Raw genomic sequence first — 24,595 nt, 5'->3', positions numbered from 1 at the left:
ACGCACCGTTGCCCAATCTGTGATCTACCTTCTTGTTGTCATGTCATTCATCGGCACACAGCTTGTTGCATGCGGTGGTGTTGTCGTCTGCATGAATGCCCTAGGGCACCAAGCAATTGAAACAGCCCATAGCGAAAAGCATTGCGTAGATACTGAATCGTCGCATCTAAACCATGGCCACCACGCAGATAGTATATTCCATGACATTAATGAACCTGTATGTAGCGACGCCCCGCTTGAATGGAACATGGTTTATCAAGCAAGCGCCAATTCCACAGCATCTCTCTATGTTACGATACCACTTCAAACAGCATCTATTATCTATACGGCTGATACAGCCACACCACGTATCAATCGTTGCCGATTTGGGTTTATCCCCCCGCCCGAATCCTTCACGTCACTAAAGCTTGTAACAAGCACAGTCTTTCTTATTTGATCCGCACTTATCATGTACAGGCTTATCTGATCCTTTCTATTCGCCTGTAGACTTACTGTTTCGTTGCCACATTTATACGCAACAGTTAATCCATAAACAAAAAACATATAAATGACAGGAGCTTAAGATGCGCCAAAGGTGCTATCTGATCAGCCTACTGAGTACAATTCTCATCAGCGGCTGTACAACTTCGCCCATAACCGATTCATGGTCTGATCCACGACCACTTGGACGTGATCTCACAACATTCAAACCACCTACTATTAATCAATCTCGAAATAAGTTTGTTGAGCAAAGAGAACAGTTCGCGCCACCAAGATCGAAGTTAAAGCTGAAGGATGCCATGTCCGCAGCGTTACTGAATAATCCACAACTCGCGATCTATGCCTATGAAATCCGTGCTTCTGAAGCACGTACGTTACAAACGTCATTGTGGCCGAATCCTGAAATCTCAATTGAAGCGGAGAATATCGGCGGCTCTGGCAGTTATGAGAATATCGATTCGCTTGAAGTCACCGCAGCATTTTCTCAAACCTTCCTGACGGCTGGTAAGCTAAAGAAAGCGGTTCGTCATGCTAATTTACAATCACAGGTTGCTGCATGGGAATATGAAATACAGCGGATTGCACTGCTCACGAATGTTCGGCAGCAATTTGTTGATGTGCTCCTTGCGCAAAGCCGTTTTGAGCTTCTCAAGGAATCACAAGAACTCTCGCAACAAGTTTTTGACCTCGTTAATCGGCGAGCCGAAGCCGGCGATATTCCTGCTGTTGAAGCTATACGCGCTCAAGTTCCACTCGCACGGGCAAGTGTTGAACTGGAGCGAGCAACCTATCAACTAGCTTCCGAACGTATACAGCTTGCAGGTTATTGGGGCGAACCCAATGCTGTATTCGATGTTGCTGACGGAACGCTTGAGGAATTGTATCCGCTACCCGAAATCAGTGAACTTGTCGCACTGATCAATCAGAATCCACGTATCGCAAAACAAACTGTGGAGATCGCTCAGCAGGATGCCGCCATCAGGCTTGAAAAAGCTAATGCGACACCAGATATTACGGCAACTGCCGGGCTTCGTTATTTTAATGATGAAAATGACAGCGCATTTGTCCTTGGGCTCTCATTACCATTAGCAATATTTGATCGCAATCAAGGCAATATATGGGAAGCAAGGTTCAATCGAGCGAAATCTTTGGAAGCGCAGTCTGCGGCTGAGGTTTTAGTCTCAGTTGAACTTGGTCGAGCCTATCAGCAACTCTCTCAAACCCATCACGTTGTATTGAGCTTGAAGAACAAAGTGATCCCACCAGCGCAAGAAGCTTACAACGCAACCAAAGTAGGTTTTGAACAAGGAAACTTGCGGTATTTAGATGTACTTGATGCGCGACAAGCACTTGTTGAATCTCAGATTGAATATCTCGAAGTCCTCGGATCTTACCACCGCACGGTCGCACAGATTGAAGGACTCATTGGGCAATCACTTCGTTCCATTACAAACGAATAAAACAAGAATGTTGGATATAAAATCATGAAAACTATTATCGTAAAAAATCAATATAAAAATAGCGTCGCCATGCTACTATGTTTCACCGTACTTTGTTTTTCACAAGTATTGATGGCACAAGCTGTAGATCCACACGCGGGGCACAATCACGCTGAGGATGATCTTGCTGAAAAACCCACATCGGCACAAATTGACCCACATGCAGAGCACAACCATGCCAATAAGGCCTCTGCAGAAAACACAGGGCTAATAGATAAATCGCAAGTTGATCCACATGCTGGACATAACGATGATCACGAAGATGAAGGTATTACACTTGATGGTCAGCAACTGATCTCATTTGGTATTTCAACCAAACAGGCTCGCTTTGGTGAGTTGTCCCAGATCATTCGTTTACCCGGGGAAATTGTATTCAATCAAGACTTTCTCGCTGAAATCCATCCTGTCGTCCCGGGTATTGCGCAATCGGTAGCGGTGAGCGTGGGTGATAAGGTAAAAGCCGGCCAAACCTTGGCGGTACTACAAAGCCGTGAGCTTGCCGAGGCGCGTAGCCAATATCTTGCTTCCAAAGCTCGTTTTGATCTTCAACAGGAAACGCTTCGGCGCGATGAATCATTGTTCGAGCAAAAGCTTATGGCTGCACGGACGTTGATGGTAAAAAAACAGGCCGTACGAGAAGCTGAAATCGAATTGCAGTTAGCGGATCAACAGCTTCATGCTTTTGGGTACACACATAAGCAAATCCTTAAAACCAGCATGCTTGATGACGGTGAGCTGACGCAATATGCATTGCGTTCCCCGATTGATGGCGTGGTGATACAACGCACAATGACACGGGGCGAAGTGTTTGGTCCGGATGCAGCAGAAGCGCCATTTATTGTCGCAAACACCGATAGTGTTTGGGCAGATCTTGTGATTTATCAAAAGGATCTACCGCGACTACATAAAGGGATGCCAGTCGATATTGAATTCGGCCATGATATCCCTTCAGCAAGCGGAACCATTGCATTCATCAGTCCCGCCATTGACGAAGCAACACGAACAGCCAAAGCACGTGTCATCTTGAACAATAAGCAAAATTATTGGCGTCCCGGCCTTTTTGTGACGGCTTATATCCATGAAGCCACAACAAAAGGCAAGCTCATTGTGCCATTATCCGCAGTACAACAAATCGGTGATGAAGCGGTTGTTTTTGTGAAAACCATAATAGGATTTGAACCCGCCCATGTTCAGCTTGGGAAGCAAAACCAAACGCATGTAGAAATATTAACTGGCCTTGAAGAAGGTCAAACCTACGTTACTTCAGGCACATTCACTTTGAAAGCGCAGATGCAAAAAGGCGACTTCGGTGATGGACATAACCATTAAAGTCTGTTGCAAACCAATCAATCATGCTGCGTTAGCAGCTTTTGCGCTACAACGTCAGACCTCATCATGAGATCTGCAAAACCGCGTCGCGCTAGATAAGGATTCTGACATGGAAAAATTAATCGCTTTTGCACTGCATCATCGGATGTTGATGGTCGTCATGTGTCTCTTGCTGATTATTACGGGGTACTGGAGCTATACCAAATTACCTGTGGATGCGTTTCCAGATGTATCGCCGAACCTGGTACAAGTCTTCACGGTCACTGAAGGACTTGCGCCCGAAGAAATCGAGATGTATGTGACTTACCCGGTTGAAGCAGCGATGAACGGGCTCCCGGGTGTTGAAAAAATCCGTTCTATCTCTAACTTTGGTTTATCCGTCGTCAACATCTATTTTGAAGACGGCATGGATATCTACTTTACAAGAAGACTTGTCGGCGAACGCCTATCCGAAGCGCGTGAACAAATTCCAGAAGGTTTCGGCGAGCCAGAAATGGGACCTATCTCAACTGGCATGGGGCTGGTACTGTTTTATTATCTTCATGATACAACCGGACAATACTCGCTTGAAGAATTGCGATCTATACAAGACTGGATCATCAAACGGAATTTGCAAACTGTCTCTGGTGTGACCGAAGTTCTGGGTATCGGCGGCTACGAGAAACAGTTTCAGATTAATGTCAATCCTGATGCGCTCCTGAGATATGATCTCACACTTAACGATGTGATTGGGCGCATCGAATCAAATAATCTTAATGTCGGTGCTCAGTATATTGAGCAAAATAGTGAAGAGTTAATCGTTCGTTCTGTTGGTCTGGCTAGCAGCGTGGAAGATCTTCGGAACATGGTCGTGAAGACCATTGATGGGACAGCGGTTTATATTCGTGATGTGGCGATGGTTGAAGAATCAGGCGCGCTTCGCCGCGGATTACAAACACTCAACGGTGAATCAGAAGTCGTTGCGGGCATGGTTGTCAAACTTTATGGCACGAATGCTTCTTCGGTCATTGAGGCGGTTGAAAACCAGATCACTAAGATCAATCGCAATCTGCCGGATGGCATTGTGATCAAACCTTACTATCAACAAAAGGATATTGTTGCGGCATCGGTAAAGACTGTAACTGAAGCACTAATCACTGGCGTGGTTCTCGTTGCACTGGTTCTACTCATCTTCATGGGCGGATTCCGTGCCTCAGTTGTGGTCGCAATCTCAATTCCGTTCTCAGTTTTCTTTGCTTTCATTGCTATGTACTATTATGGCTTATCCGCGAATCTCATGTCACTGGGCGGCCTTGCTATTGCAATCGGCATGATGGTCGATGGAACGATTGTGATTGTCGAGAATGTTGATCGGGTGTTCAGATGTGGCAAACCGGGCGATTCAAAATTAAAGCTTGTGATTGACGCTTGCACTGAAGTAGGCCGACCTATTGTGTTTGCCATCTTGATTATCATCATTGTGTTCCTGCCACTGCTCACGTTGCAAGGCGTGGAAGGAAAGACATTTCGGCCGCTCGCCTATGCGGTGTCACTGGCCATGCTGGGGTCATTGATCTTTGCGATTGTTCTTGCCCCTGTATTTAGCGCGTTGCTAATGAAATTCAAGCCGAGTAAGGAAGGCGCTAAGCAAAACAGTGAGCCGTTTGTTGTTCGCCTAATTCTTATTCCGTACTTACCCATTCTCCGCTTTTTTGTGGCGCAAAGATGGGCTGCGGTTCTCATCGCTGTTGGTTTTCTCGCCATCGGCACTGTTGTTTTCCCGCAACTGGGTTCCGAGTTCACGCCTAAGCTGAAGGAAGGCACGATTGTAGTTCGCCTAACCATGGCACCATCGATCTCGATCGCAGAGAGCAAACGTAACGCGATGATTGCTGAGAAGTTGGTTCTTGAAGTGCCGGAAGTTATTGAGGTCACCTCACGTGTTGGACGAGGTGAAGTCGGCGCACATGCCGACCCGATCAATTCTTCGGAAATGTTTGTAGTGCTCAAGGATAAATCAGAGTGGGATGTTCCGGGCGATCAAGAGCGGATCGAATCGCTCATCCGCGAAAAAGTCGACAATCTCCCGGGTATTCGTGCAGCTTTAACGCAGCCGATCGAGATGACGGTTGATGAATTGCTTGAAGGTGTACGGGCGGAACTCGCGATCAAACTCTTCGGTGATGATCTCGATCAACTTAAGGATAAAGCCGATGAGATTGCTGCTGTGGTTAGCAATGTTTCGGGCGCAGTAGACATACAAGTCGATCAAGTTTCAGGCACCCCTCAGCTACTCATCCGACCCGACCGAGAAGCAGTTGCGCGTTATGGTTTGAACATCGAAGATGTGCAACGAACGATCAATGCAGCAGTTGGTGGCATCACTGCGGGGCAAGTCTTCGAAGGTGTACGTCGCTATGATATCTACGTACGGTATCAGGCTGATGCACGTTCAACGCCACAGCAAATCAGTAGCACACTCATTACTACGCCTGATGGCATACGTATCCCACTTAGCGATCTGGCAAGTATCACGCGCATCGTCGGACCGCGACAAATCAAACGTGAGAACAACCAACGATTCATCACGATTCAATGTAATGTGGTGGAACGCGACATAGTTGGATTCGTTGAAGAAGCCCAAAGCATGATTGATTCTGAAATTGAATTGCCTATTGGCTACTTTACAACATGGGGTGGACAGTTCAGATTGCAACAGGAAGCTAACAAACGCCTTCGGATTGTGATCCCGGTCACACTGCTGATTATTGCAATCATGTTGTTCTCATCCTTTGGCTTACTCCGCAATGCGCTACTTATTTTGCTGAATATCCCGCTTGCCCTGGTCGGCGGTGTTGTCGGTTTATACCTCACGGGACAAAACCTTTCGGTCCCTGCTTCGGTCGGGTTCATTGCGCTCTTTGGAATCGCACTTGAAAATGGTATGGTCCTTGTGACATATCTCAATCAGCTCCGCGAACAAGGCGTAGACGTAAACGAAGCCTCCATCAAAGGCGCGTCGATGCGTGTTCGTGCAGTGTTGATGACTGCCATCACCACTGCGTTAGGATTGATCCCGCTGCTGATTGCAACGGGTACAGGTAGCGAGGTACAGCGGCCACTTGCGACTGTCGTGATTGCGGGCTTAGTAACCTCGACTTTCCTGACATTGCTGGTTATTCCATCACTATATAAATGGTTCTCACCACGCAATCTCAGTACTGACGAAGTGAAACCGCTACCCGCCAATATCACCTCATAAATGAAGGCAATGCAGATCAAACCTGCCCGCTGCAAACTCAGAGTTACTTTGGGTTTTCAGCGGGCTTTTGATTGATCTTTTATGTAAAATATATATCCAAAATCACAAAACCGTATTCACACAGAATGCAATCTCCTACTAGAAAAACGACCTTTCCGACGCGTTAATGGGATTTCCGTCAGGGATTTTTGGCTATCGGCTATGGCGGATCTTGCCATATTCCTTATCCTGAAAACATGAAATTAACAGAATGCATGACTCCTTATCGCATCTTGCGATCTCGCTGAATGTATTTACCCTCTCTAACTGATTGAAAGTGTGTTTTGAGTATTGAAGAAATCACAAGACGGCAAGCGTTGCTCGCAGGATTAGCGAGCATGTTTGGGGCTGCTGCTGTTTGCGGTTTGCCTGGGTGCTCACAAAAACCATTTCGCTCGACTCCCCTTCGCTTTTGGAATGGCTTCACTGGCCCTGATGGCCGAAACATACTTTCGTTGGTCCGTAAGTTTAATGAATCGCACACAGGACCTGATGTGTTGATGCAGCGAATGGATTGGGGAACCTATTACAGTAAACTTTTTGTAGCGGGACTTGGCGGACGTGCCCCAGATATTTTTGTGATTCACGCAGATGCGATGGTTCGGTTTCAAGCGGCAGGATTCCTAAAGCCGATCGATGATGTTCTTGCAAATGGTAATCTACCCGCAGACGATCTCGATAAGGATGTGATGGCTGAAGTACGTATCAAGGGGGAAACCTTTGGGCTTCCACTTGATGTTCATCCAATTGGGATGTTCTATAATCGCAATATGCTTTCAGAAATCGGTGCCGATACCGTGCCGGAAGACCCAGAAGGCTTTATGGAAGCGATGCTTCATATACGTGATAAAGCTGGATCAAAACGCTGGGCCTTTGTCTTTAATTGGTTACGTACCGCAGCCTACAGCATCATCCGTCAATACGGCGGCGATCTGGTTGATATAAAATCTCACCAACCAACATTTGCATCTGATGCCAACCTTAAGGCGATGGGTTGGTGTACACGCCTGATCGATGAAGGTATTGCACCCTCGCCCGCTAATTTTGATTCATGGATTGGTTTTAGACAAGGGCGTGTTGGCGTTGCATGGGAAGGCAGTTACATGCTTGAGGATGCTAAACGCCAATCTAATCTTAATTTTGGGATTCAACCAATTCCACGGGTCGGACATCAACATGCAGCTTGGGCTAATGCTCATGTAGTTTGCTTGAGAAATGATCTGGAAGGTGATCGTCTCGCTCAGGCAGTACGATTCATACGGTATCTATCAGACGAAAGCGCATCACGCGCGGTTTCTGGCATGCTACCAGTACGTGCATCAATTCGTCAGCATGAATCAATCAAACAGAATTCGCAATTACAAGGATTCATCCGTTCTATTCCGAGCATCGCACTCTTCCCAAGTGTGCCATATACCTTTGAAATGCTCAGTGAATTTGATGTGGCATTAGAACGTATTTTGAGAAGCGGCAAAGATCCTGCGGAGGCGATGGGGCTCGCGGATCACAACTTAGCTTCTATTGTTGAACGATACCTTCAGAATGGGTGGACGTAAAGCGCATGAGTAAGTTGAAACAGATGATTTGCGATTACGCCTTCATGTCTCCGTACCTGATCCTGTTTGGTGCATTTCTTGTAGGACCATTGATCTATGGCTTGGGATTAAGTTTCATGCGATATGAAATGCTTTCACCCAATCCGCCGGGCTGGATAGGTTTTGATAATTTCGCCGAAGCTTTATCTGATCGCTATTTTTGGAAAGCGCTCTTTGCGACTTTGATGTTTGTGGTTTTGACTGTTCCTTTGACAGTGGTGTTTGCATTGCTGCTTGCCACGTTTCTTACGAAAATTCCAGACGTCCGTGCTCAGTGGTACCGCGCGGCAATCTTCTTACCAACGCTGATTACCATCAGTGTCGGCGGAATCCTTTGGCGATGGTTTTACAACAGTGAGTTCGGCCTGTTCAATGCGTTGCTTGAACCTTTGGGCATCAAAGTGCCGTGGATCAATAGCACCACGTGGGCGATGCCTTCGATTGTTCTCATGACACTATGGTGGACGATTGGCGGGCCGATGATCATTCTGTTTGCAGGCATGAAGCAGATTCCGAACAACTATTACGAAGCTGGATCACTAGACGGCGCCACGGGATATAAAGCATTCATTCATTTGACTTTGCCGCTACTTCGGCCGGTGATGCTTTTTGTGGTCGTGATGTCATTGATTGGCGCATTCCAAGTCTTTGGCCAAACATACATGATCACCTCAGGCGGACCTGAACTATCCACACGTGTGCTGGTGCAGTATATCTACGAAACTGCGTTCTCCAGATATCGCTTGGGCTATGGTGCGGCGATGAGTTGGCTGCTGTTTGTCATCATCGGCATCATCTCTTTCGCTGGCTTCCGAATCATGGGGGAAAAAGACGCATGAAAACCAAACGCCTTTGGCTTGTTGAATTGTTCGTGATCTTCGCGGTCTTTCTCTTTATAGCACCGATTGTGTTGATCTTCATCACCGCGTTCAAGCCGGACGCTGAAATCCTTCAGTTTACTTCAGTATTGCCGAAGAAATTCACCACAGAGCATTTTAATCATGTGTTGGGCAGCCCCGAAGAAATCCCCATCTTTCGTTGGTTGCTAAATAGTATTCTGATCGCGGGGAGTGTCACGTTCTTGGTTTTGACGGTCGATTCACTGGCAGCCTACACCTTGGCACGCCTCAAACCCAAAGGATCAAAACTGATCTTTTCTATTATTGTCGCAACGATGATGGTGCCCGGGCAGGTCTTGCTCGTGCCAGTTTACCTGCTACTCAATTCTCTTGGCTGGATCGATTCACCACTTGCGATGATCGTCCCGGCGGGTGCGGCGGCATTCGGCGTCTTCCTCTTGCGACAGTTTATGTTGAGCATCCCAGTATCATTGGAAGAAGCGGCGGCACTTGATGGTTGCAGTAAGCTTCGTATTTACTGGCATGTCATCCTTCCCAACATCCGTTCAGCACTTGTCACACTTGGCATCTTTACATTTGTTGGCAGTTGGAATGATTTTATGGGGCCACTGATTTTCTTAGAATCACTTCATAAACTCACACTGCCGGTCGGCATTGCACAATTTCAAACAAGCTACTCAACGGAGTACGGCCTGACACTTGCCGCTTGCGTGATCTGTACACTACCAACCGTAATTGTCTTCCTAATCTTCCACCGCCACATCATTGAGGGCTTCTCGATCAGCGGTATGAAAGACTAAACAAAACCTTTGCCGCATTAAAAAACGATCTGACTTGCAATCTCGATCAGACGATCACGATCTCCTTGCCCCATCACACACAACCAACGATCACCTGACTGAGCCATCACCATATTCAGCCCAACACTGAGGTGCGGCATATCATGGATATAAAGTGCTCGATCGCCTTGAAGGATCGTCTCGCCCATCGGCACCGCAAAATCTTCGCCCTCAGCAACCACTACACTCACATGCTCCCTCGACAAACCTGCGGCTTGATACGATACCGCTGCAAGCAAACGAGCATTCTTATTCTGCAAACAACACGACTCTACCAGTAACGGCGATGTTCTATCAGCAAGATTTTTCTCAATCTGCCGCTGTAACGTTTGGTTAAGATGAGCTATATCTGCAACCGCCTCAGTTTGAAGAAGATCAATATGCAATGTAGCAAGATTTGTGATACTGGCATGTGCGGTATTATTCGCAGACAAAATAAAGATCAAGGCTAGCAAACCAATAGCCAAAACAACTGAGGCGGCAGCCGCAAACCGATGCGGCCATGAAAACTTCTGTGTAAAGGATGGCCCTGTGATTGGCAATGCATCTGCAATCCGCTTTTCTATATCGAGCAATTGGCTCTCTTCAGCTGAATGTGCTCGCAGCGCAGCCAAACGGCCTGATGTCGCCTGATCAAGTTGATCTCTTCGAGTTGAATCATTTTCATGCATGTTCATGATTTCACCTCTCGCTTGCGTGATGCTGAACGGACATCTTGAATCTCTGATAACTCAATCATATTCATCTTGATCGCATGCTCATACAGTAATTGCCGAAGCATAGCTCGCCCACGATGCGCTCGAGATTTCACCGTTCCCACAGGTACTTCTAAAATGACTGCTGCATCTGCATGATCGATCTGCTCGACATCAACCAGTAATAATGTCAGCCGTATGGCTTCGGGTATAGCTTTGAGTGCATCAATCACAACCTGATCCGCAAACCGCTCCATGATTGTCTGCGGTGAATCGCCTTGCATAAAAAAGTCGCCAGCTTCTGAAGCGACAGGCTCCTCCCAAGCCTCCTCTGCATCTAGTGAAAAAACCTTCTTATGCTTACGATCTCTTCGATAAAGATCGATATGCGTTCGACGCAAAATTGTAAGCAGCCATGCATGCAAACGAGTTCCAGGATCAAACGTGTGATACGATTTATAGGCACGCATGGCGGTTTCCTGCACCAAATCCTCAGCCGCATGCGGGTTGCGCGCTAGATAGCTTGCTACCCGAAGCAACATCGGCAGGTGTGGACGGAGTTCGTCCTGAAAACTAGGCTGCTGAGGCGACATACCCCATTTCTGTTCTTTCACGTCATCATCCACTCATACTGAACGCAGAGCATGGCCGTTTTGGTTCCACTTTTCGTGCGAAATCTCAAAAAAGCCGATTTGATAAGCATAGTCAATCTATAGATACATACTCGTCCTATAACACATTATGACATTTTTCATGTATCACGTCTAAGGATTGAACCTCAGGTCATGTTTGCCACGTTCATGATAATAGAGATCTTTTTGACAGCGGAGAAACCATGCTTAATCTCAAACCGTGCATACCTATGACATTTATGTCCACTGTCGTGCGGTGCGGGATGATTTTGTTGCTACTTTGTTTATCTGGTTGCGCCGCTGAACCCTTTCAGGATTGGGATGCGGAAACCTATGCCGCGATGAGTGGTGATTGGGGGAAGTACAGCCAATGGGATGGTGAGTTAGAAGCTGCGATTACAAAACGTACCAAACTCAAGCTCACAAAACGGCTCGATGATCCCCCCGCCTCAGACGAAATGATCGATATCACCAAAGGCCTACTTATCACGCCAAACCAACCTAGTACAGAAATTGATCGTGGTGTTGAATGGTATGTACAGGTTGCCCTCGACAGGAACCCTTCTATTCTTGCAGCACGTAATCGTGTACAGCGATTGAAGAACATTGCTCCACAAGTCAGTAGCTTGGATTTTCCTACCGCTCAATTTCAAGCTGGTGAACTTGCACAAACCGCAGCGGGCCAAGTTGAGTTCTTGGCAAATGTTCAACAGAAGGTTCCATTTCCGGGTAAGTTGAAAGCTCGCGGAAAGATTGCACTTCAGGATGCATCCATTGCGGCAGCGGATCTTGATCGTGTTCAACTTCAAGTTATTGCGGATGTTCGCCGTGCGTATTGGCGGTTGTTCTATGCCGTTCGTGGTATTGAAGTCGCGCAAGCCAACTATCAACTTCTAGATCAGTTTCAGCGTATTGCAGAGGCACGCGTCAAGGCAGGTCAAACCAGTATACAGGATGTATTGCGAGCCGCTGTTGAGATTGGTGTGCTTAATGAGCAACTCGTGCGATTCATCGAACAGAAACGCTCATCTACAGCCATGCTCAATCAATTGATGAACCGTGTACCAACCGCGGGTATCACTAGCCCACCACCAGTTGAGATGCAGGATTTTGATATCAATCTCGAGATGATCCTGAAACAAGCTCAAATTTACAGCCCAGAGATTCAAGCTGCTCGTGCCAATGTTGGCAAATATAGAGAAGCACTCAAGCTGGCACGCTTGGAGAACTACCCGGACTTCCTATTCGGCTTTACATATGCACCTGTAAGATCGAACGGTCCAGTTGCTGATATTAATGGTAATGATCAGTGGTGGTTTACTGTGGGCTTTACGATTCCAATCTGGTTTGAGCGCATTCAAGGCGCAAAATATGAAGCCTTCTACGGTGTTAAAGAATCGCTCGCTTCATTGCGAGAAGCAAACAATGTTGTTGCTTTTAGAGTGATTGATGCCATTGCGAATGTCGAAGCGCAGCGTGATGAAGTGATTTTATTCCGTGATCAGATCTTGCCGCAAGCACGCCAAACACTCGAATCCTCCGTCAGTGGTTATCAAACCGGCGAGCTTGATTTCCTTACGCTCATCGACAACTGGCAACAATTGCTCCGATTTGAATTACTCCAATATCAAAACTTGACTGAGCTGGAACAAGCTTTTGCCGATCTGCGCGAGACGATCGGACGTGATGTGCGTGTCCGTCAAGGCAACAACGGCCAACGGGACATCAACACACTCATCGAGCAGGAAGTCTCGGGGGAATGGCCGGGCAAAGCAAAACAAATCGAACTTGAGAATGAAGAAAAGATGGATCAATCACCGGATATGCAATAGATGTGCGGTAGATTGGCCTTCACATGAAACATGATATGTGGTGTTTAAGAGGAAAAGATTGGATAGGTTACGTATGAGACGTTGGATCATTTTCATACTTATTATGGCGATATTGATCATTGGTATTGTGATCGGTATATCGATCCGTTCAAACACAAATCCCCCGAAGAACGAAATTTCGCCACCATCTCCCGCTACACAAAAACTGTATACCTGCTCGATGCATCCACAAATACGCCTTGAAGATCCCAATGCTAAATGCCCACTCTGTGGCATGGCCTTAATCCCAGTACCTGGAACTGAGATCAATCATGAATCCATGGCTCCCGCCACCATGCCAACCGGGACGCAACCCGCAACTCAGCCAGCAACTCAACCTGCCAACAACCGAGAATTAACACTCAGCCCACAAGCAGTTGCGCTACTGGATATTGAAGTTACACCGGTATATCGAGGCCCAGCTATTTTAGACATCATGTTGGTCGGGAAAATTGATTATGACGAAACGCGATTGAGTTATATTACCGCATGGTTTGGCGGACGACTTGACCGTTTGTTCGTCGATTACACCGGTACACCAGTTCGTGCAGGTGATCATCTTGCCGAGATCTATAGTCCCGAAGTTTTTATCGCACAGGAAGAGCTTATCCAAGCGCTGCGTGCACAAGAAGACATGCCGAGAACGTCGAGCTTACAGGTACGCCGAACCAATCAATTACTATTATCCGCTGCACGTGAGAAATTGCGGCTATGGGGCCTTAGTGATACACAAATCAAGGATATTGAAACAGCAGGCAAAGCCAACGAAAGAGTTACATTACACGCATTGAGCAGTGGTGTGGTCGTCAACAAAAATGCAAACCAAGGTTCATATGTAGAGACAGGCACGCGTATCTATACCATTGCTGATCTATCGCGCGTTTGGTTAATTCTTGAAGCGTATGAATCTGATCTTATCTGGCTGCGTTACGGTCAAAAAGTGATGTTCACGGTAAAGGCATATCCGGGACAAACCTTTGAAGGAACGATTGCTTTTATCTCACCGGTACTGAACGAGGCAAGCCGTACGGTACAGGTGCGCGTGAACGTGATCAATCATGACGAGATGCTCAAGCCAGGTATGCTTGCTAAATCAATCGTGAAGGCAACTGCAGGTGGCGGCGGACGAGTCATCGAACCTGCATTGGCAGGAAAGTATATTTGCCCAATGCATCCAGAAGAGGTTAAGAATACGCCTGGTATATGCAGTATTTGTGGCATGCCATTGGTCAAAGCCGAGGAACTGGGCTATGTGAGCGCTGAAGAATTCAAGGATGAGTTGCCACTATTGATTCCAAAATCAGCGGTATTGCTGACGGGAACACGAGCCGTCGTTTATATCAAAGTGCCCGGCCGTACTACTCCCACATTCGAAGGCAGAGAAATTACACTCGGCCCACGTGTCGGCGATCAATACATCGTTGAAAGTGGTTTGCAGGAAGACGATCTTGTCGTCACTTCAGGTAATTTCAGTATCGACAGCGCCCTGCAAATTCAAGCAAAACCAAGCATGATGTCTCCTAAAGGTGGCATCGCCCCTCCATCGCATATGAATCATATGCCTGCAACTCAACCTTCAAATCATACACCTTCCAATCATCCCAATACACAACCCGCACCTGGTACCATGCCCGCCACCCAGCCCTCAGCCACACAACCTTCACATGAAATGGACAATCACTTCGCAGAATCATTTCCTTTCCCAGCCGCCATCGTCAATAAACACACATCATCAGTTGAGGCCGAGCAAAAATGAATACGCCTCATGATGAACTGGAATTCAGGCACGAAAGCCTGCTCAATCGATTGATTGGTTTTTGCATTCAGCAAAAGCTCGTTGTTTTCTTGATGATCATTCTGATCGTTGGCTGGGGTTTGATGGTTGCGCCTTTTGATTGGAATCTGGGTGGATTGCCGCGAGATCCGGTGGCTGTCGATGCAATTCCTGATGTCGGTGAAAACCAACAGATTGTATTCACCGACTGGGCGGGTCGAAGCCCACAAGATGTTGAAGATCAGATCACCTATCCGTTAACCGTCTCATTACTCGGCGTACCCGGCGTGAAGAGCGTTCGCAGCTTTTCGTATTTTGGCTTCTCCACAATCTACGTCATCTTTCATGACAACGTCGAGTACTATTGGTCACGTAGTCGGCTCCTTGAAAAACTTAGTAGCTTGCCTACCGGCACACTCCCCGATGATGTCAACCCCAGACTCGGTCCCGATGCGACCGCGCTCGGACAAGTTTACTGGTACACCCTAGAAGGCCGAGATCAAAACGGCAATCCTTCCGGTGGATGGAATCTTGAAGAACTACGCAGCCTGCAGGATTGGTACGTTAAATATGGACTAATGTCCGCACAGGGTGTCGCAGAAGTTGCTTCCATCGGTGGCTATGTACGTGAATATCAGATTGATGTCGATCCAGATGCAATGCGTCTTTACGACGTTACATTAGAAGATGTATTCAGTGCGGTTCGAAATTCAAATCTCGAAGTTGGAGCCCGTACGATTGAGGTCAATCGCGTCGAATATTTCGTTCGAGGAGTTGGCTGGATTCAAGGTGAAACGGATCTTGAACAAGCCGTCATTAAATCTGTTAACAACGTACCAGTCACATTGAATGAAGTTGCCAACGTCACGATCGGTCCCGCTGAACGGCGAGGCGCACTGGACAAAGGTGGTGCGGAAGCTGTGGGCGGCGTTGTTGTTGCTCGCTTTGGTGAAAATCCACTTGAAGCAATCAACGACATCAAGAACAAGATTGCGGAACTGACCCCCGGATTGCCCAGCAAAGTTATTATTGATTGGGAAAAAACCAATCCAAATATCGTACGTGATTTTGCGATAAATCGTGGATTTCAAGCCTATCTCGGGCAAGGCCTGCAAATCAATCAAGATGCATGGCTGAACTTCACCAATACTCATTCACCAAATGAATGGCCAGCATGGCTTGGCCGTAGCACTGTTACAATCGTCCCCTTCTATGATCGAAGCAAACTCATCGGCGAGACTCTGCAAACACTCAACGATGCGCTCATCCAACAAGTGCTGATTACCATGATCGTTGTCATCATCATGGTGTTTCATCTCCGCGCCAGTTTGATGATCAGCATCACACTACCACTCGCGGTACTCATGGCTTTCATAGCCATGAAACTCTTCCATGTTGAAGCGAATATCGTCGCGCTCTCTGGCATCGCCATCGCGATTGGTACCGTCGTCGACATGGGAATCGTACTTACGGAAAACATCCTCAAACATCGTAATGAAGCAACCAAAAATCATTCAAGCGCGCAAGTGGTGTATGCGGCATCGACAGAAGTCGGCAGTGCAGTCCTCACCGCGGTCATGACGACCATCGTCAGCTTTATTCCCGTCTTTACCATGATCGGCTCAGAAGGGAAGCTGTTTCGCCCGCTTGCATTCACCAAAACCTTTACCTTGATCGCTTCAATCATTGTCGCGCTCACTGTCATCCCCCCTCTCGCGCATCTGCTTCTTTTTATACGAAAAAGAAAAAAGTCTCCACCGCAACCGTACCCCAAAAAACGCAAACAAATAGGCACCATTGGCAAAATCCAATCTCTTATTCAGCGAATGAAAAATGCAATTCATTCAGAGCAGCTAAGAACATTCTTTATCAAATGCCTCAACATCATCGTTGCCGTGGTTATTGGCATTTTTCTTAGTTTATTATGGAAACCTTTTGGGCCTACTGCCGGATGGATACCAAACTTTCTTTTCATCACACTTATGATCGGTGGATTGCTCGCTGCATTTCACGGATTCATCCTTGCCTATCCAACGCTTCTTCGCGCATGTCTTCGCATGAAATGGATTTTCCTCAGTGTGCCTGCAACCATTGTCGTTGTTGGACTCTGCATTTGGCTAGGTTTTTCAACCATTTTTAGCTTTATACCCTTCGGTGTACATATCGCGGGCGGCAATCGCGCCGCGATAGAATCAAGCCGTCCGTGGCAATGGGGCATAACAACTTTTCCTGGGCTTGGGCGCGAGTTTATGCCGGCCCTTGATGAAGGATCATTCCTTCTCATGCCCACAACCATGCCGCATGCTTCACTCGGACAAACGCTCGAGATGATGAAGCAGGTCGACGCAGCCGCTGCAAGTATTCCAGAAGTCGAGCAGGTTGTCGGCAAGATTGGCCGCATTGATTCTCCCCTCGACCCCGCACCAATCTCTATGCTCGAAAGTATCGTTTACTATAAGGATGAGTTCACCATCAACGACCAAGGTGAACGTATCCGGCAATGGCGTGAAGAAATTCGCAGCCCAGATGATATCTGGCGAGAAATCCAGAAAGCAACCGCGATCCCAGGCGTCACCGGCGCACCTAAACTACAACCCATCGAAACACGCCGCATCATGCTCGAAAGTGGCTTTCGGGCACCAATGGGCATCAAGGTACGTGGCCCTGACCTTATCACCATTGAAAAAACGGTGCTTGAACTCGAAGCATTGCTCAGAGAAGTACCCGCAATTGAAGCTTCAACTGTCAATGCCGATCGTGTTGTTGGCAAACCTTATCTTGAAATCAATATCAATCGCGATGCCATTAAACGCTATGGCCTCTCCATTAGCGATGTACAAAACGTGATTGAAGTTGCGGTCGGTGGCGTGACTATCACTCGTACCGTCGAAGGGCGCGAACGCTACGGCGTCCGTGTGCGCTACCTCCGGGAACTGCGAGATTCACCTGAAACCCTTGGCCAAGTGCTCGTTGCTACACCTGATGGCCAACAAATCCCTCTCATTCAATTAGCAGATATCGACTATGCCCGCGGACCACAGATGATCCGCAGCGAAGATACCTTTCTTGTCGGCTACGTAACATTCGGACCTAAGCTTGGCCTTGCTGAAGTTGATGTTGTTGAACAAGCAAAAAAATTCTTAGATACAAAACTTAGTAATAACGAACTCATCTTACCTGCCGGTGTTAATTTCCTATTCGCGGGTAACTATGAAAATCAAATCCGCGCAAGTAAAACATTACAGATTGTTTTGCCGGTTTCACTCTTCATCATCTTTATAATTCTCTATTTCCAATTCAAAGAAGTAACCACCACCTTGATTGTATTTTGCGGTATTGCTGTCGCATGGTCAGGTGGCTTCATTCTCATCTGGTTATACGGCCAAAGTTGGTTCTTAGATTTTAATCTATTCGGGCACAATCTTCGTGATGTTTTTCAAGTACGGCCAATCAACCTCAGTGTTGCGGTATGGGTAGGATTTCTTGCACTCTTCGGCATTGCAACCGATGATGGTGTGGTGGTCGCCACCTATCTCAAACAACAATTTGCGAATAAGAAAGTAACAACAAAAACTGAAGTTCAAAAATTAACTGTTGAAGCTGGGATGCGCAGAGTTCGCCCCTGCTTGATGACTACAGCAACCACCATCCTCGCGCTTCTGCCAGTACTTACAGCCTCTGGGCGAGGTGCCGACATTATGATCCCAATGGCAATCCCAAGCGTCGGCGGTATGCTTATCGAAATCATGACCATGTTCGTCGTCCCCGTTCTCTACTGTATGATCAAAGAATACAAACACGCGTAGCCTTCAACGGCATAAATAACTCATGACTGATTACGATACTCCCCCGGTGAACATTGACATACAGATTGAAAGACACGACATAGATGCGATGAACTGCTGAACCCAGTTGTAAACGCAATCTGCTTTACTGACATATGTGTGCACTTCAATAATCGTTTCGCTCGACCAATGCGGCAAGCAATCAACTCGTCTAAAATACTACGACCACATATAACGTTGAAATATCGCTCCAAAGTCCGCCTCGAAACCGGAAACTGATCCGCCACATCCTGCACAGAAATCTGCCGATGCCCATGATTCCAAATAAATTGTATCGCCTGCTGCGTCATACCCTCCTCTGATAGTTGTTCCACTGCAGTGCTATTCTCTCGATGGCCCTCCTTCAACACATCTCCCTCGCGATCCAACACATAAGACATTAAACGCAATGTATGCGGCAATACCTCTATTGGATACTCAAATTTCGAAGCGCAAACATGACGAATAATGTGACGACACTCTGCTTTAACTTTCTGTGGACTAGAGCATATTATCAACGGCTTATCAGGTGATAACAAACCTTGATCCTGCCAACGATAGAGAACCTCTCCGTGAAGTGAAATCCAATACTCAGACCACCCTGTTTTCGTATCTGGCCTATATCTATGCCAACGATCAGGAAACAAAACAAGTAATGTCCTCGGCTGAATTTTAAGTTGGCCGGTCTCATATGATTCAAAAACACCGTACCCATCATGGATATAGATAACCTGATATTCTGGAAGCACCCTGCCTTTCTGCCATGTGAATTGATATAGATGTGGATGAATACCCTGTGGGTACTTCGCCCCTATTGGCACATGTGCACTCCCCGCTCCGGTCACATAGAGCGACTGCGTCATGGTATCTTCGTTGATTGGCAAGTAGCCACTGGTTATTTTTGACATATTAAAAATCTATCCACCAAATAGTATTATGTCGTATTATGTATACGTTATTATTTAATAGTCACACAATAAACTGATTTTTACAATATTTTTAAATATTATTTGTCGTAATATAAGAATTTCTTCTTCCCCTTCATACAGAGATCGAGACTATACTCATTGCATACTCAGACGAAAGGAATCCCATGTCTTTCAATCCCGATCTCGTTGAACACGCGTATGAGATCGCTAAAGAGCAATTTCACCAATATGGCGTCGACACTGAAATCGCCATGCAAGTCGTTGCGCAAATTCCAATATCACTTCACTGCTGGCAGGGTGATGATGTCGCTGGTTTTGAGCACTCAGATACCGCTCTGGGTGGCGGTCTTGCAGTCACAGGAAACTATCCCGGCAAGGCAACCGACGCCGATCAGCTACGGCAAGATCTGAATCAAGCATACGCACTTATCCCCGGCAAACACCGACTTAACCTCCATGCTATCTATCTTGAAACCAATGGCAAAAAAGTTGATCGTAACAATATCACACCCACCCATTTTTCACGTTGGATCGATTGGGCAAAACAAAACAACATTGGACTCGATTTTAATCCCAGCTGCTTCAGCCACCCACTTGCCAACAGTGGATTCACGCTTTCCCATCAAGATGTGCATACTCGGCAGTTCTGGATCGAACACTGCATTGCATCAAGAACAGTTGCGGCAGAAATGGGCAAACAAACCGGCTCACCGTGCGTCAACAATATCTGGATACCCGACGGTTTCAAAGACACACCAATCGATCGCAAAACGCCGCGTGACCGACTGACACAATCATTGGATTCCATTTTCAAAATTAAACATGATCCCAATCACCTTCTAGATTCTGTTGAAAGTAAACTCTTTGGTATTGGTTCAGAAAGCTGCGTAATCGGATCGCATGAATTTTATCTTGGATACGCAATAAGTCGAAAAAAACTCTACTGCCTTGATGCCGGACACTTCCACCCCACCGAAGTAATCTCTGACAAAATCTCTTCCGTCATGAATTATCTGGACCAAATCCTGCTGCATGTCAGTCGAGGTGTTCGATGGGACAGTGATCATGTTGTCACGCTCAACGATGAATTGACTGCTATTGCGCAGGAGATTGTTCGCAGCAACTATACTAACCGCATACATATCGGCTTGGATTTTTTTGATGCCAGTATCAATCGCATTGCTGCATGGGTCATTGGCACTCGAAACATGATTAAAGCACTTTTGATCGCACATCTTGAGCCAATCCAGCAAATGCGCCAAGCTGAGATAAACGGTGATTTCACCGCACGACTTGCGCTACTTGAAGAATCAAAAACACTTCCCTTCGGGGCGGTATGGAACTACTATTGCCAAAAGAACAATGTACCTACCGAATCGGAATGGCTTACGGAAGTTCGTAACTATGAATCTGAGGTGTTAAGCTTGAGAGGATGACTGCGTTTCTCTCTCACTTAAAGCTTTAAATGCAAGAATTGCGGCCCCTTTACAGGCTGGCTCTTCACAATCGCTTGCATGCATTGCCACACCAAGTATGCGCGACTTCATCCCCCGCCAAAGTGAGCTTTTTGATGCACCGCCAACGCAAACAATTTCTCTAGGCAACACATCCCCACATAATGCTTCACACAGATCCTTAAGTTCATCCGCAACACCCACCATAATTGCAGCAACAAACTCACCTGCACAAACCGTCCCATCTCCCCCTATAAAAACCGGCTCGCACATTAGCCTCGACTGATCACGGTCAAGCTCGATTTGTAGCCTGCGGGAGCAAATATGCTGTAATTCCACATTCATTGCTTCAAGGTCAATCGTGATATCGTTCGCAATCTGGTATTGCTCAATGAATCCACCCCCTACGATCGAAAAACACATTTGATAATACTGGCCCGGACTTTCTGCTGGACCAACAAAGATTTCCCCACCATCGCTGAATTCAAGATTGCTTTGATTTGTTCGCCTCACGACTGACAAAACCGTACCTGTGGTTTCGCATAACTCACCCGGCTCGCGAACGCCAGCCCCAATCACACCTGCATATTGATCTAAGCAACCAAGTACAAAACGACAATCATGGGGCAATCCTAACATAGATAGCCAATCCTGATCGATCACGCCCAAATCCTGCCCTGCCCATCCTAATTCCGAAAAGGCCAAGCAATCAATTCCTAGTTCTGATATCACATCCTCTCGCCATGCATACTTATGAATATCAATCAGGCTTGTTAATGCAGTACCACCCAACTCCGCAACCCATTTCCCCGTGAACAGCCAAGTGAGATAGTCGCTCATCAGCGCAACACGATGCGCCCTCGCCCATCTGTCATAATCATACTTTTTGATTCCGTTCAATTTCGCTGGCAATACACCCACAGAATTAATCCTTGGCATCCCCGTTTCTGCATATTTATTCAACGCATTGACTTGCCGTACCAACTCTACATCATGCTGATATTGAGCATCATTCCACACTAACATTGGCCCTAAAGGCCGATCCTTCTCATCCAACAATAGAAAACTATTGGCCTGAGAAGAATAACTCACTGCCTGCACCGCTTCACGTGAAACTTTCGGATCACCTAATACAGATTGAAGCAAACGCTTCACAGTACCCTGAAACACGCAAGCATCAATCTCTCGCTCACCATCCGGTCCATTCTTAATTGGCGTGCGGACCCTTCGAACAGCAACCAACTCGCACTGTTCATCAAAGACTGCTGCCTTAAAATTCGTTGTCCCAAGATCAATTGCTAGCACATGGCCCATGCCCAACCTCACTTTCCATCAAGCCCGCATACAATCGATTTGTTATCGCAACCAATCGTTCCCCGCTTTCAGGACTCGCATAAATCGCATTACACGCTTCATATCCGCCCTCCTGTATCGCTTGCGTCGTCACCAAATACCCCTGCATCTCACCATTTGCACAAGTCATGATATTGATGTGCCCGCAATACGCCTGACATGCGATCGCAAATTCAACAAATACCTCTGCTGGCCATGCGCCCCAAACCGAATCACCAATTCGAAATAATTGAATCTCAGCAGGGTTTGTCATTGCAACCGCATGTTCAAGCCGCCCATCTTGCGCAGCATAAGTTAAACCCAGTATTTCCTCCGCACCAAACCAGTCACATTCAGCCGTTCTTATCTCCGCCTCCGCCTCCCCTGACTTGCGCATCAGATCAAGCTTCTCCTTTGCATCTTCAGATGCTCTCTTTGCCACTCCAACACTAGGTAATTCACGCACCGGCAATGCCACACAATCCATACATGCATCAACACAAACATGACCCATTACTTCCGCAGAATTAATAACATCACAAATTTGATCTGCCAGAATCTTGCCCAACCGCTTAGCCTCTTCCATATTGTTTGCCTTTACCACATGTCGCGGACTTTGATTGCCAGCAGCTCCCATGTGATAAACAAACACACCTTCACTAAGTACTTTTTCTTTTAATATAGAACGTGCCAACCCCGGAAAGTCACCGCTAATCATACGTGAATCTTCATGAAGCACTGTCGGATGCATGGCGCAAACCGCCATCACGCCGATGATCTTATGATTGACATTAGACTCTGCAATAAGAACAGGCAATTTCTTGATCGATGGCCCTTCTGGATCGCGTCGATTGGTTCCTAAACCTGCCATATCCCCTTCGCCATATCGAAGTACCGCAGTTTGTTTGTTTTCAATCGCACCAACCGCCGCATCAACAATTCTACTCGTAATAAATTCAATCACCTCCGCATCTGGTTTCGGCTCAACATTATCCTCATCATGATGTGCCAAATTCACAATCACAGGACCAGAATGCGTATGCGTTGCCGTAATCATAATACATCGCCCCGGCAAGCCCGTTCGCTGTTCAATCATCTGGCGTGCTCGCCTCACCATGCCCTGTGTCACAAAAATCAGATCGCAGCCAACAAATACAACCTCTGAATTGCCATCAGAAATACACATAGCAGAAGCTAGCAAATGATCGTTAATTCCCTCACTTATCCGATCAACGTGTGGGTACCCATGCAAGAAAAAGGGTTGAGGCGGCGTAATCTCCACCTCAAATACACCAACCTGATAATGTGGGGATTGATCGTAATTCTCTATATTTTCAGACATTACATATAACTCCGCCACCACAGCGAGTAAAATGATGTTGACTTTTGTTCATTTTAAACAATAATGCATCATAATGACACATTCAATTACAACAAGTCCCGATAGCAGACGCAACAGAATTCTTGACCTGCTTAAAAAGCATGGTGAATGCAGCATCGACATGCTTGCCGATGAATTTGGCGTCAGCGGTATGACCATCAGGCGTGATCTACAAGAACTCTGCGACAGCAACAAAGCAATCCGCACGCACGGGGGGGCCGCCCCTGCCGCGCGCATCAGCTTCGAGTTCCGCTTTCTTGAGCGTTCCCAACAGAATGCATCTGAAAAACGCAAAATTGCAGAGATCGCTACAGCACTCATCCAACCGGGTGACTCTGTCCTGCTTGATTCCAGTACGACCACCCTCCAAATCGCAAAACACCTCAAACACATTCAAGATCTCCGCGTCATTACAACATCACTTCCCATCGCCTCTGAATTGTTCGGCCTCGACAACATCGACGTCATCATCATTGGCGGGCAACTCCGCAAAGATTCTCCCGACCTCATCGGTGCCATTACCGACAACAATCTTGACTTATTAAGGGCAGACATTGCCTTCATCGGCGTCGATGCGATCGACCTCCAAGGCAATCTATACAATAACTCACCCGACTTAGGTCGTATGCTAAAACGAATGTCTTCCGCTGCCCTTCGTGTTTATGCCGTCGCCGACCATAGCAAAATTGATCGTACCTCACTCATGCGATTTGGTAATTTGCGTGACTGGCAAGGGCTTATTACGGACAGTTTACTCGATAAAAATGCTACGAAACGACTAGAATCCACTGGCGTTAAGATACTTCAAGCACAGTAACCAA

General features: G+C 46.8%; 16 protein-coding genes. 11 read left to right on the top strand and 5 right to left on the bottom strand.

Annotated elements, in window-relative coordinates; genetic code table 11:
• Nucleotides 1-563: 563 nt before the first annotated feature.
• The 6 genes from ACQ6WK_RS04550 (at nt 564) to ACQ6WK_RS04525 (ending at nt 9,843) form a co-directional block, all read left to right on the top strand.
• The gene (locus ACQ6WK_RS04550; protein ID WP_432799561.1) at nt 564-1,940 is read left to right on the top strand and encodes a TolC family protein; all 1,377 of its coding nucleotides are present in this window, start codon (nt 564-566) and stop codon (nt 1,938-1,940) included.
• 24 nt (nt 1,941-1,964) lie between these two features.
• The gene (locus ACQ6WK_RS04545; RefSeq protein ID WP_432799560.1) at nt 1,965-3,308 is read left to right on the top strand and encodes an efflux RND transporter periplasmic adaptor subunit; all 1,344 of its coding nucleotides are present in this window, start codon (nt 1,965-1,967) and stop codon (nt 3,306-3,308) included.
• Between the two features lie 109 nt (nt 3,309-3,417).
• A complete protein-coding gene (locus ACQ6WK_RS04540) occupies nt 3,418-6,549 on the top strand; it encodes an efflux RND transporter permease subunit (protein ID WP_432799559.1) in 3,132 nt (1,043 codons plus the stop codon).
• A gap of 323 nt (nt 6,550-6,872) precedes the next feature.
• Nucleotides 6,873-8,144: an extracellular solute-binding protein gene (locus ACQ6WK_RS04535; protein WP_432799558.1), complete on the top strand. Its 1,272-nt coding sequence runs from the start codon at nt 6,873-6,875 to the stop codon at nt 8,142-8,144.
• A gap of 5 nt (nt 8,145-8,149) precedes the next feature.
• Complete coding sequence (locus ACQ6WK_RS04530; protein ID WP_432799557.1) at nt 8,150-9,022, top strand: carbohydrate ABC transporter permease; 873 nt, start codon at nt 8,150-8,152, stop codon at nt 9,020-9,022.
• Nucleotides 9,019-9,843, top strand: a complete 825-nt coding sequence (locus tag ACQ6WK_RS04525; RefSeq protein ID WP_432799556.1) for a carbohydrate ABC transporter permease — start codon at nt 9,019-9,021, stop codon at nt 9,841-9,843. The genes ACQ6WK_RS04530 and ACQ6WK_RS04525 overlap by 4 nt, the downstream gene beginning before the upstream one ends.
• A 17-nt stretch (nt 9,844-9,860) precedes the next feature.
• On the opposite strand, the gene ACQ6WK_RS04520 is transcribed toward ACQ6WK_RS04525, so the two are convergent.
• Together ACQ6WK_RS04520 and ACQ6WK_RS04515 are read right to left on the bottom strand one after the other, a co-directional pair.
• Nucleotides 9,861-10,559: a hypothetical protein gene (locus ACQ6WK_RS04520; protein WP_432799555.1), complete on the bottom strand. Its 699-nt coding sequence runs from the start codon at nt 10,557-10,559 to the stop codon at nt 9,861-9,863.
• The gene (locus tag ACQ6WK_RS04515; protein WP_432799554.1) at nt 10,556-11,191 is read right to left on the bottom strand and encodes a sigma-70 family RNA polymerase sigma factor; all 636 of its coding nucleotides are present in this window, start codon (nt 11,189-11,191) and stop codon (nt 10,556-10,558) included. The genes ACQ6WK_RS04520 and ACQ6WK_RS04515 overlap by 4 nt, the downstream gene beginning before the upstream one ends.
• A gap of 221 nt (nt 11,192-11,412) precedes the next feature.
• On the opposite strand from ACQ6WK_RS04515, the gene ACQ6WK_RS04510 reads away from it, so the two are divergent.
• The 3 genes from ACQ6WK_RS04510 (at nt 11,413) to ACQ6WK_RS04500 (ending at nt 18,660) form a co-directional block, all read left to right on the top strand.
• The gene (locus tag ACQ6WK_RS04510; RefSeq protein ID WP_432799553.1) at nt 11,413-13,041 is read left to right on the top strand and encodes a TolC family protein; all 1,629 of its coding nucleotides are present in this window, start codon (nt 11,413-11,415) and stop codon (nt 13,039-13,041) included.
• A 73-nt stretch (nt 13,042-13,114) separates the two neighbouring features.
• Entirely contained in the window at nt 13,115-14,836 is a 1,722-nt protein-coding gene (locus ACQ6WK_RS04505; RefSeq protein ID WP_432799552.1) for an efflux RND transporter periplasmic adaptor subunit, read from the top strand.
• Nucleotides 14,833-18,660, top strand: a complete 3,828-nt coding sequence (locus ACQ6WK_RS04500) for an efflux RND transporter permease subunit (RefSeq protein WP_432799551.1) — start codon at nt 14,833-14,835, stop codon at nt 18,658-18,660. The genes ACQ6WK_RS04505 and ACQ6WK_RS04500 overlap by 4 nt, the downstream gene beginning before the upstream one ends.
• Nucleotides 18,661-18,680: 20 nt before the next feature.
• Here the strand turns inward: ACQ6WK_RS04500 and ACQ6WK_RS04495 are convergent, their stop codons facing one another.
• Nucleotides 18,681-19,586 carry an AraC family transcriptional regulator gene (locus tag ACQ6WK_RS04495; protein WP_432799550.1) on the bottom strand — a complete coding sequence of 302 codons (906 nt, stop codon included), beginning with the start codon at nt 19,584-19,586 and terminating at the stop codon, nt 18,681-18,683.
• A gap of 185 nt (nt 19,587-19,771) precedes the next feature.
• Here ACQ6WK_RS04495 and ACQ6WK_RS04490 point away from each other — a divergent pair, with 185 nt between their 5' ends.
• Nucleotides 19,772-21,043 (top strand): L-rhamnose isomerase, encoded by a 1,272-nt coding sequence (locus ACQ6WK_RS04490; RefSeq protein WP_432799549.1) that lies wholly within the window; start codon nt 19,772-19,774, stop codon nt 21,041-21,043.
• Here ACQ6WK_RS04490 and ACQ6WK_RS04485 read toward each other — a convergent pair.
• Both ACQ6WK_RS04485 and ACQ6WK_RS04480 read right to left on the bottom strand, forming a co-directional pair.
• Complete coding sequence (locus tag ACQ6WK_RS04485) at nt 21,026-22,375, bottom strand: FGGY-family carbohydrate kinase (protein ID WP_432799548.1); 1,350 nt, start codon at nt 22,373-22,375, stop codon at nt 21,026-21,028. The genes ACQ6WK_RS04490 and ACQ6WK_RS04485 overlap by 18 nt on opposite strands.
• Entirely contained in the window at nt 22,353-23,735 is a 1,383-nt protein-coding gene (locus ACQ6WK_RS04480) for a neutral/alkaline non-lysosomal ceramidase N-terminal domain-containing protein (RefSeq protein WP_432799547.1), read from the bottom strand. The genes ACQ6WK_RS04485 and ACQ6WK_RS04480 overlap by 23 nt, the downstream gene beginning before the upstream one ends.
• Nucleotides 23,736-23,808: 73 nt before the next feature.
• Between ACQ6WK_RS04480 and ACQ6WK_RS04475 the strand changes: the two genes are divergently transcribed.
• Entirely contained in the window at nt 23,809-24,591 is a 783-nt protein-coding gene (locus ACQ6WK_RS04475) for a DeoR/GlpR family DNA-binding transcription regulator (protein ID WP_432799546.1), read from the top strand.
• Nucleotides 24,592-24,595 lie beyond the last annotated feature (4 nt).

Source organism: Poriferisphaera sp. WC338, from assembly GCF_050931845.1.
GTDB lineage: Bacteria > Planctomycetota > Phycisphaerae > Phycisphaerales > Phycisphaeraceae > Poriferisphaera.
Note: the sequence above shows the minus strand (reverse complement) of the source record. Positions and strands in the feature narration are given on the sequence as shown.

Bases quoted from the DNA above. Each gene is read 5' to 3' on its own strand.
- ACQ6WK_RS04550 (WP_432799561.1), top strand. From the start codon at position 564: ATGCGCCAAAGGTGCTATCTGATCAGCCTACTGAGTACAATTCTCATC.
- ACQ6WK_RS04545 (WP_432799560.1), top strand. From the start codon at position 1,965: ATGAAAACTATTATCGTAAAAAATCAATATAAAAATAGCGTCGCCATG.
- ACQ6WK_RS04540 (WP_432799559.1), top strand. From the start codon at position 3,418: ATGGAAAAATTAATCGCTTTTGCACTGCATCATCGGATGTTGATGGTC.
- ACQ6WK_RS04530 (WP_432799557.1), top strand. From the start codon at position 8,150: ATGAGTAAGTTGAAACAGATGATTTGCGATTACGCCTTCATGTCTCCG.
- ACQ6WK_RS04525 (WP_432799556.1), top strand. From the start codon at position 9,019: ATGAAAACCAAACGCCTTTGGCTTGTTGAATTGTTCGTGATCTTCGCG.
- ACQ6WK_RS04520 (WP_432799555.1), bottom strand. From the start codon at position 10,559: ATGAACATGCATGAAAATGATTCAACTCGAAGAGATCAACTTGATCAG.
- ACQ6WK_RS04510 (WP_432799553.1), top strand. From the start codon at position 11,413: ATGCTTAATCTCAAACCGTGCATACCTATGACATTTATGTCCACTGTC.
- ACQ6WK_RS04505 (WP_432799552.1), top strand. From the start codon at position 13,115: ATGAGACGTTGGATCATTTTCATACTTATTATGGCGATATTGATCATT.
- ACQ6WK_RS04500 (WP_432799551.1), top strand. From the start codon at position 14,833: ATGAATACGCCTCATGATGAACTGGAATTCAGGCACGAAAGCCTGCTC.
- ACQ6WK_RS04495 (WP_432799550.1), bottom strand. From the start codon at position 19,586: ATGTCAAAAATAACCAGTGGCTACTTGCCAATCAACGAAGATACCATG.
- ACQ6WK_RS04490 (WP_432799549.1), top strand. From the start codon at position 19,772: ATGTCTTTCAATCCCGATCTCGTTGAACACGCGTATGAGATCGCTAAA.
- ACQ6WK_RS04485 (WP_432799548.1), bottom strand. From the start codon at position 22,375: ATGGGCCATGTGCTAGCAATTGATCTTGGGACAACGAATTTTAAGGCA.
- ACQ6WK_RS04480 (WP_432799547.1), bottom strand. From the start codon at position 23,735: ATGTCTGAAAATATAGAGAATTACGATCAATCCCCACATTATCAGGTT.
- ACQ6WK_RS04475 (WP_432799546.1), top strand. From the start codon at position 23,809: ATGACACATTCAATTACAACAAGTCCCGATAGCAGACGCAACAGAATT.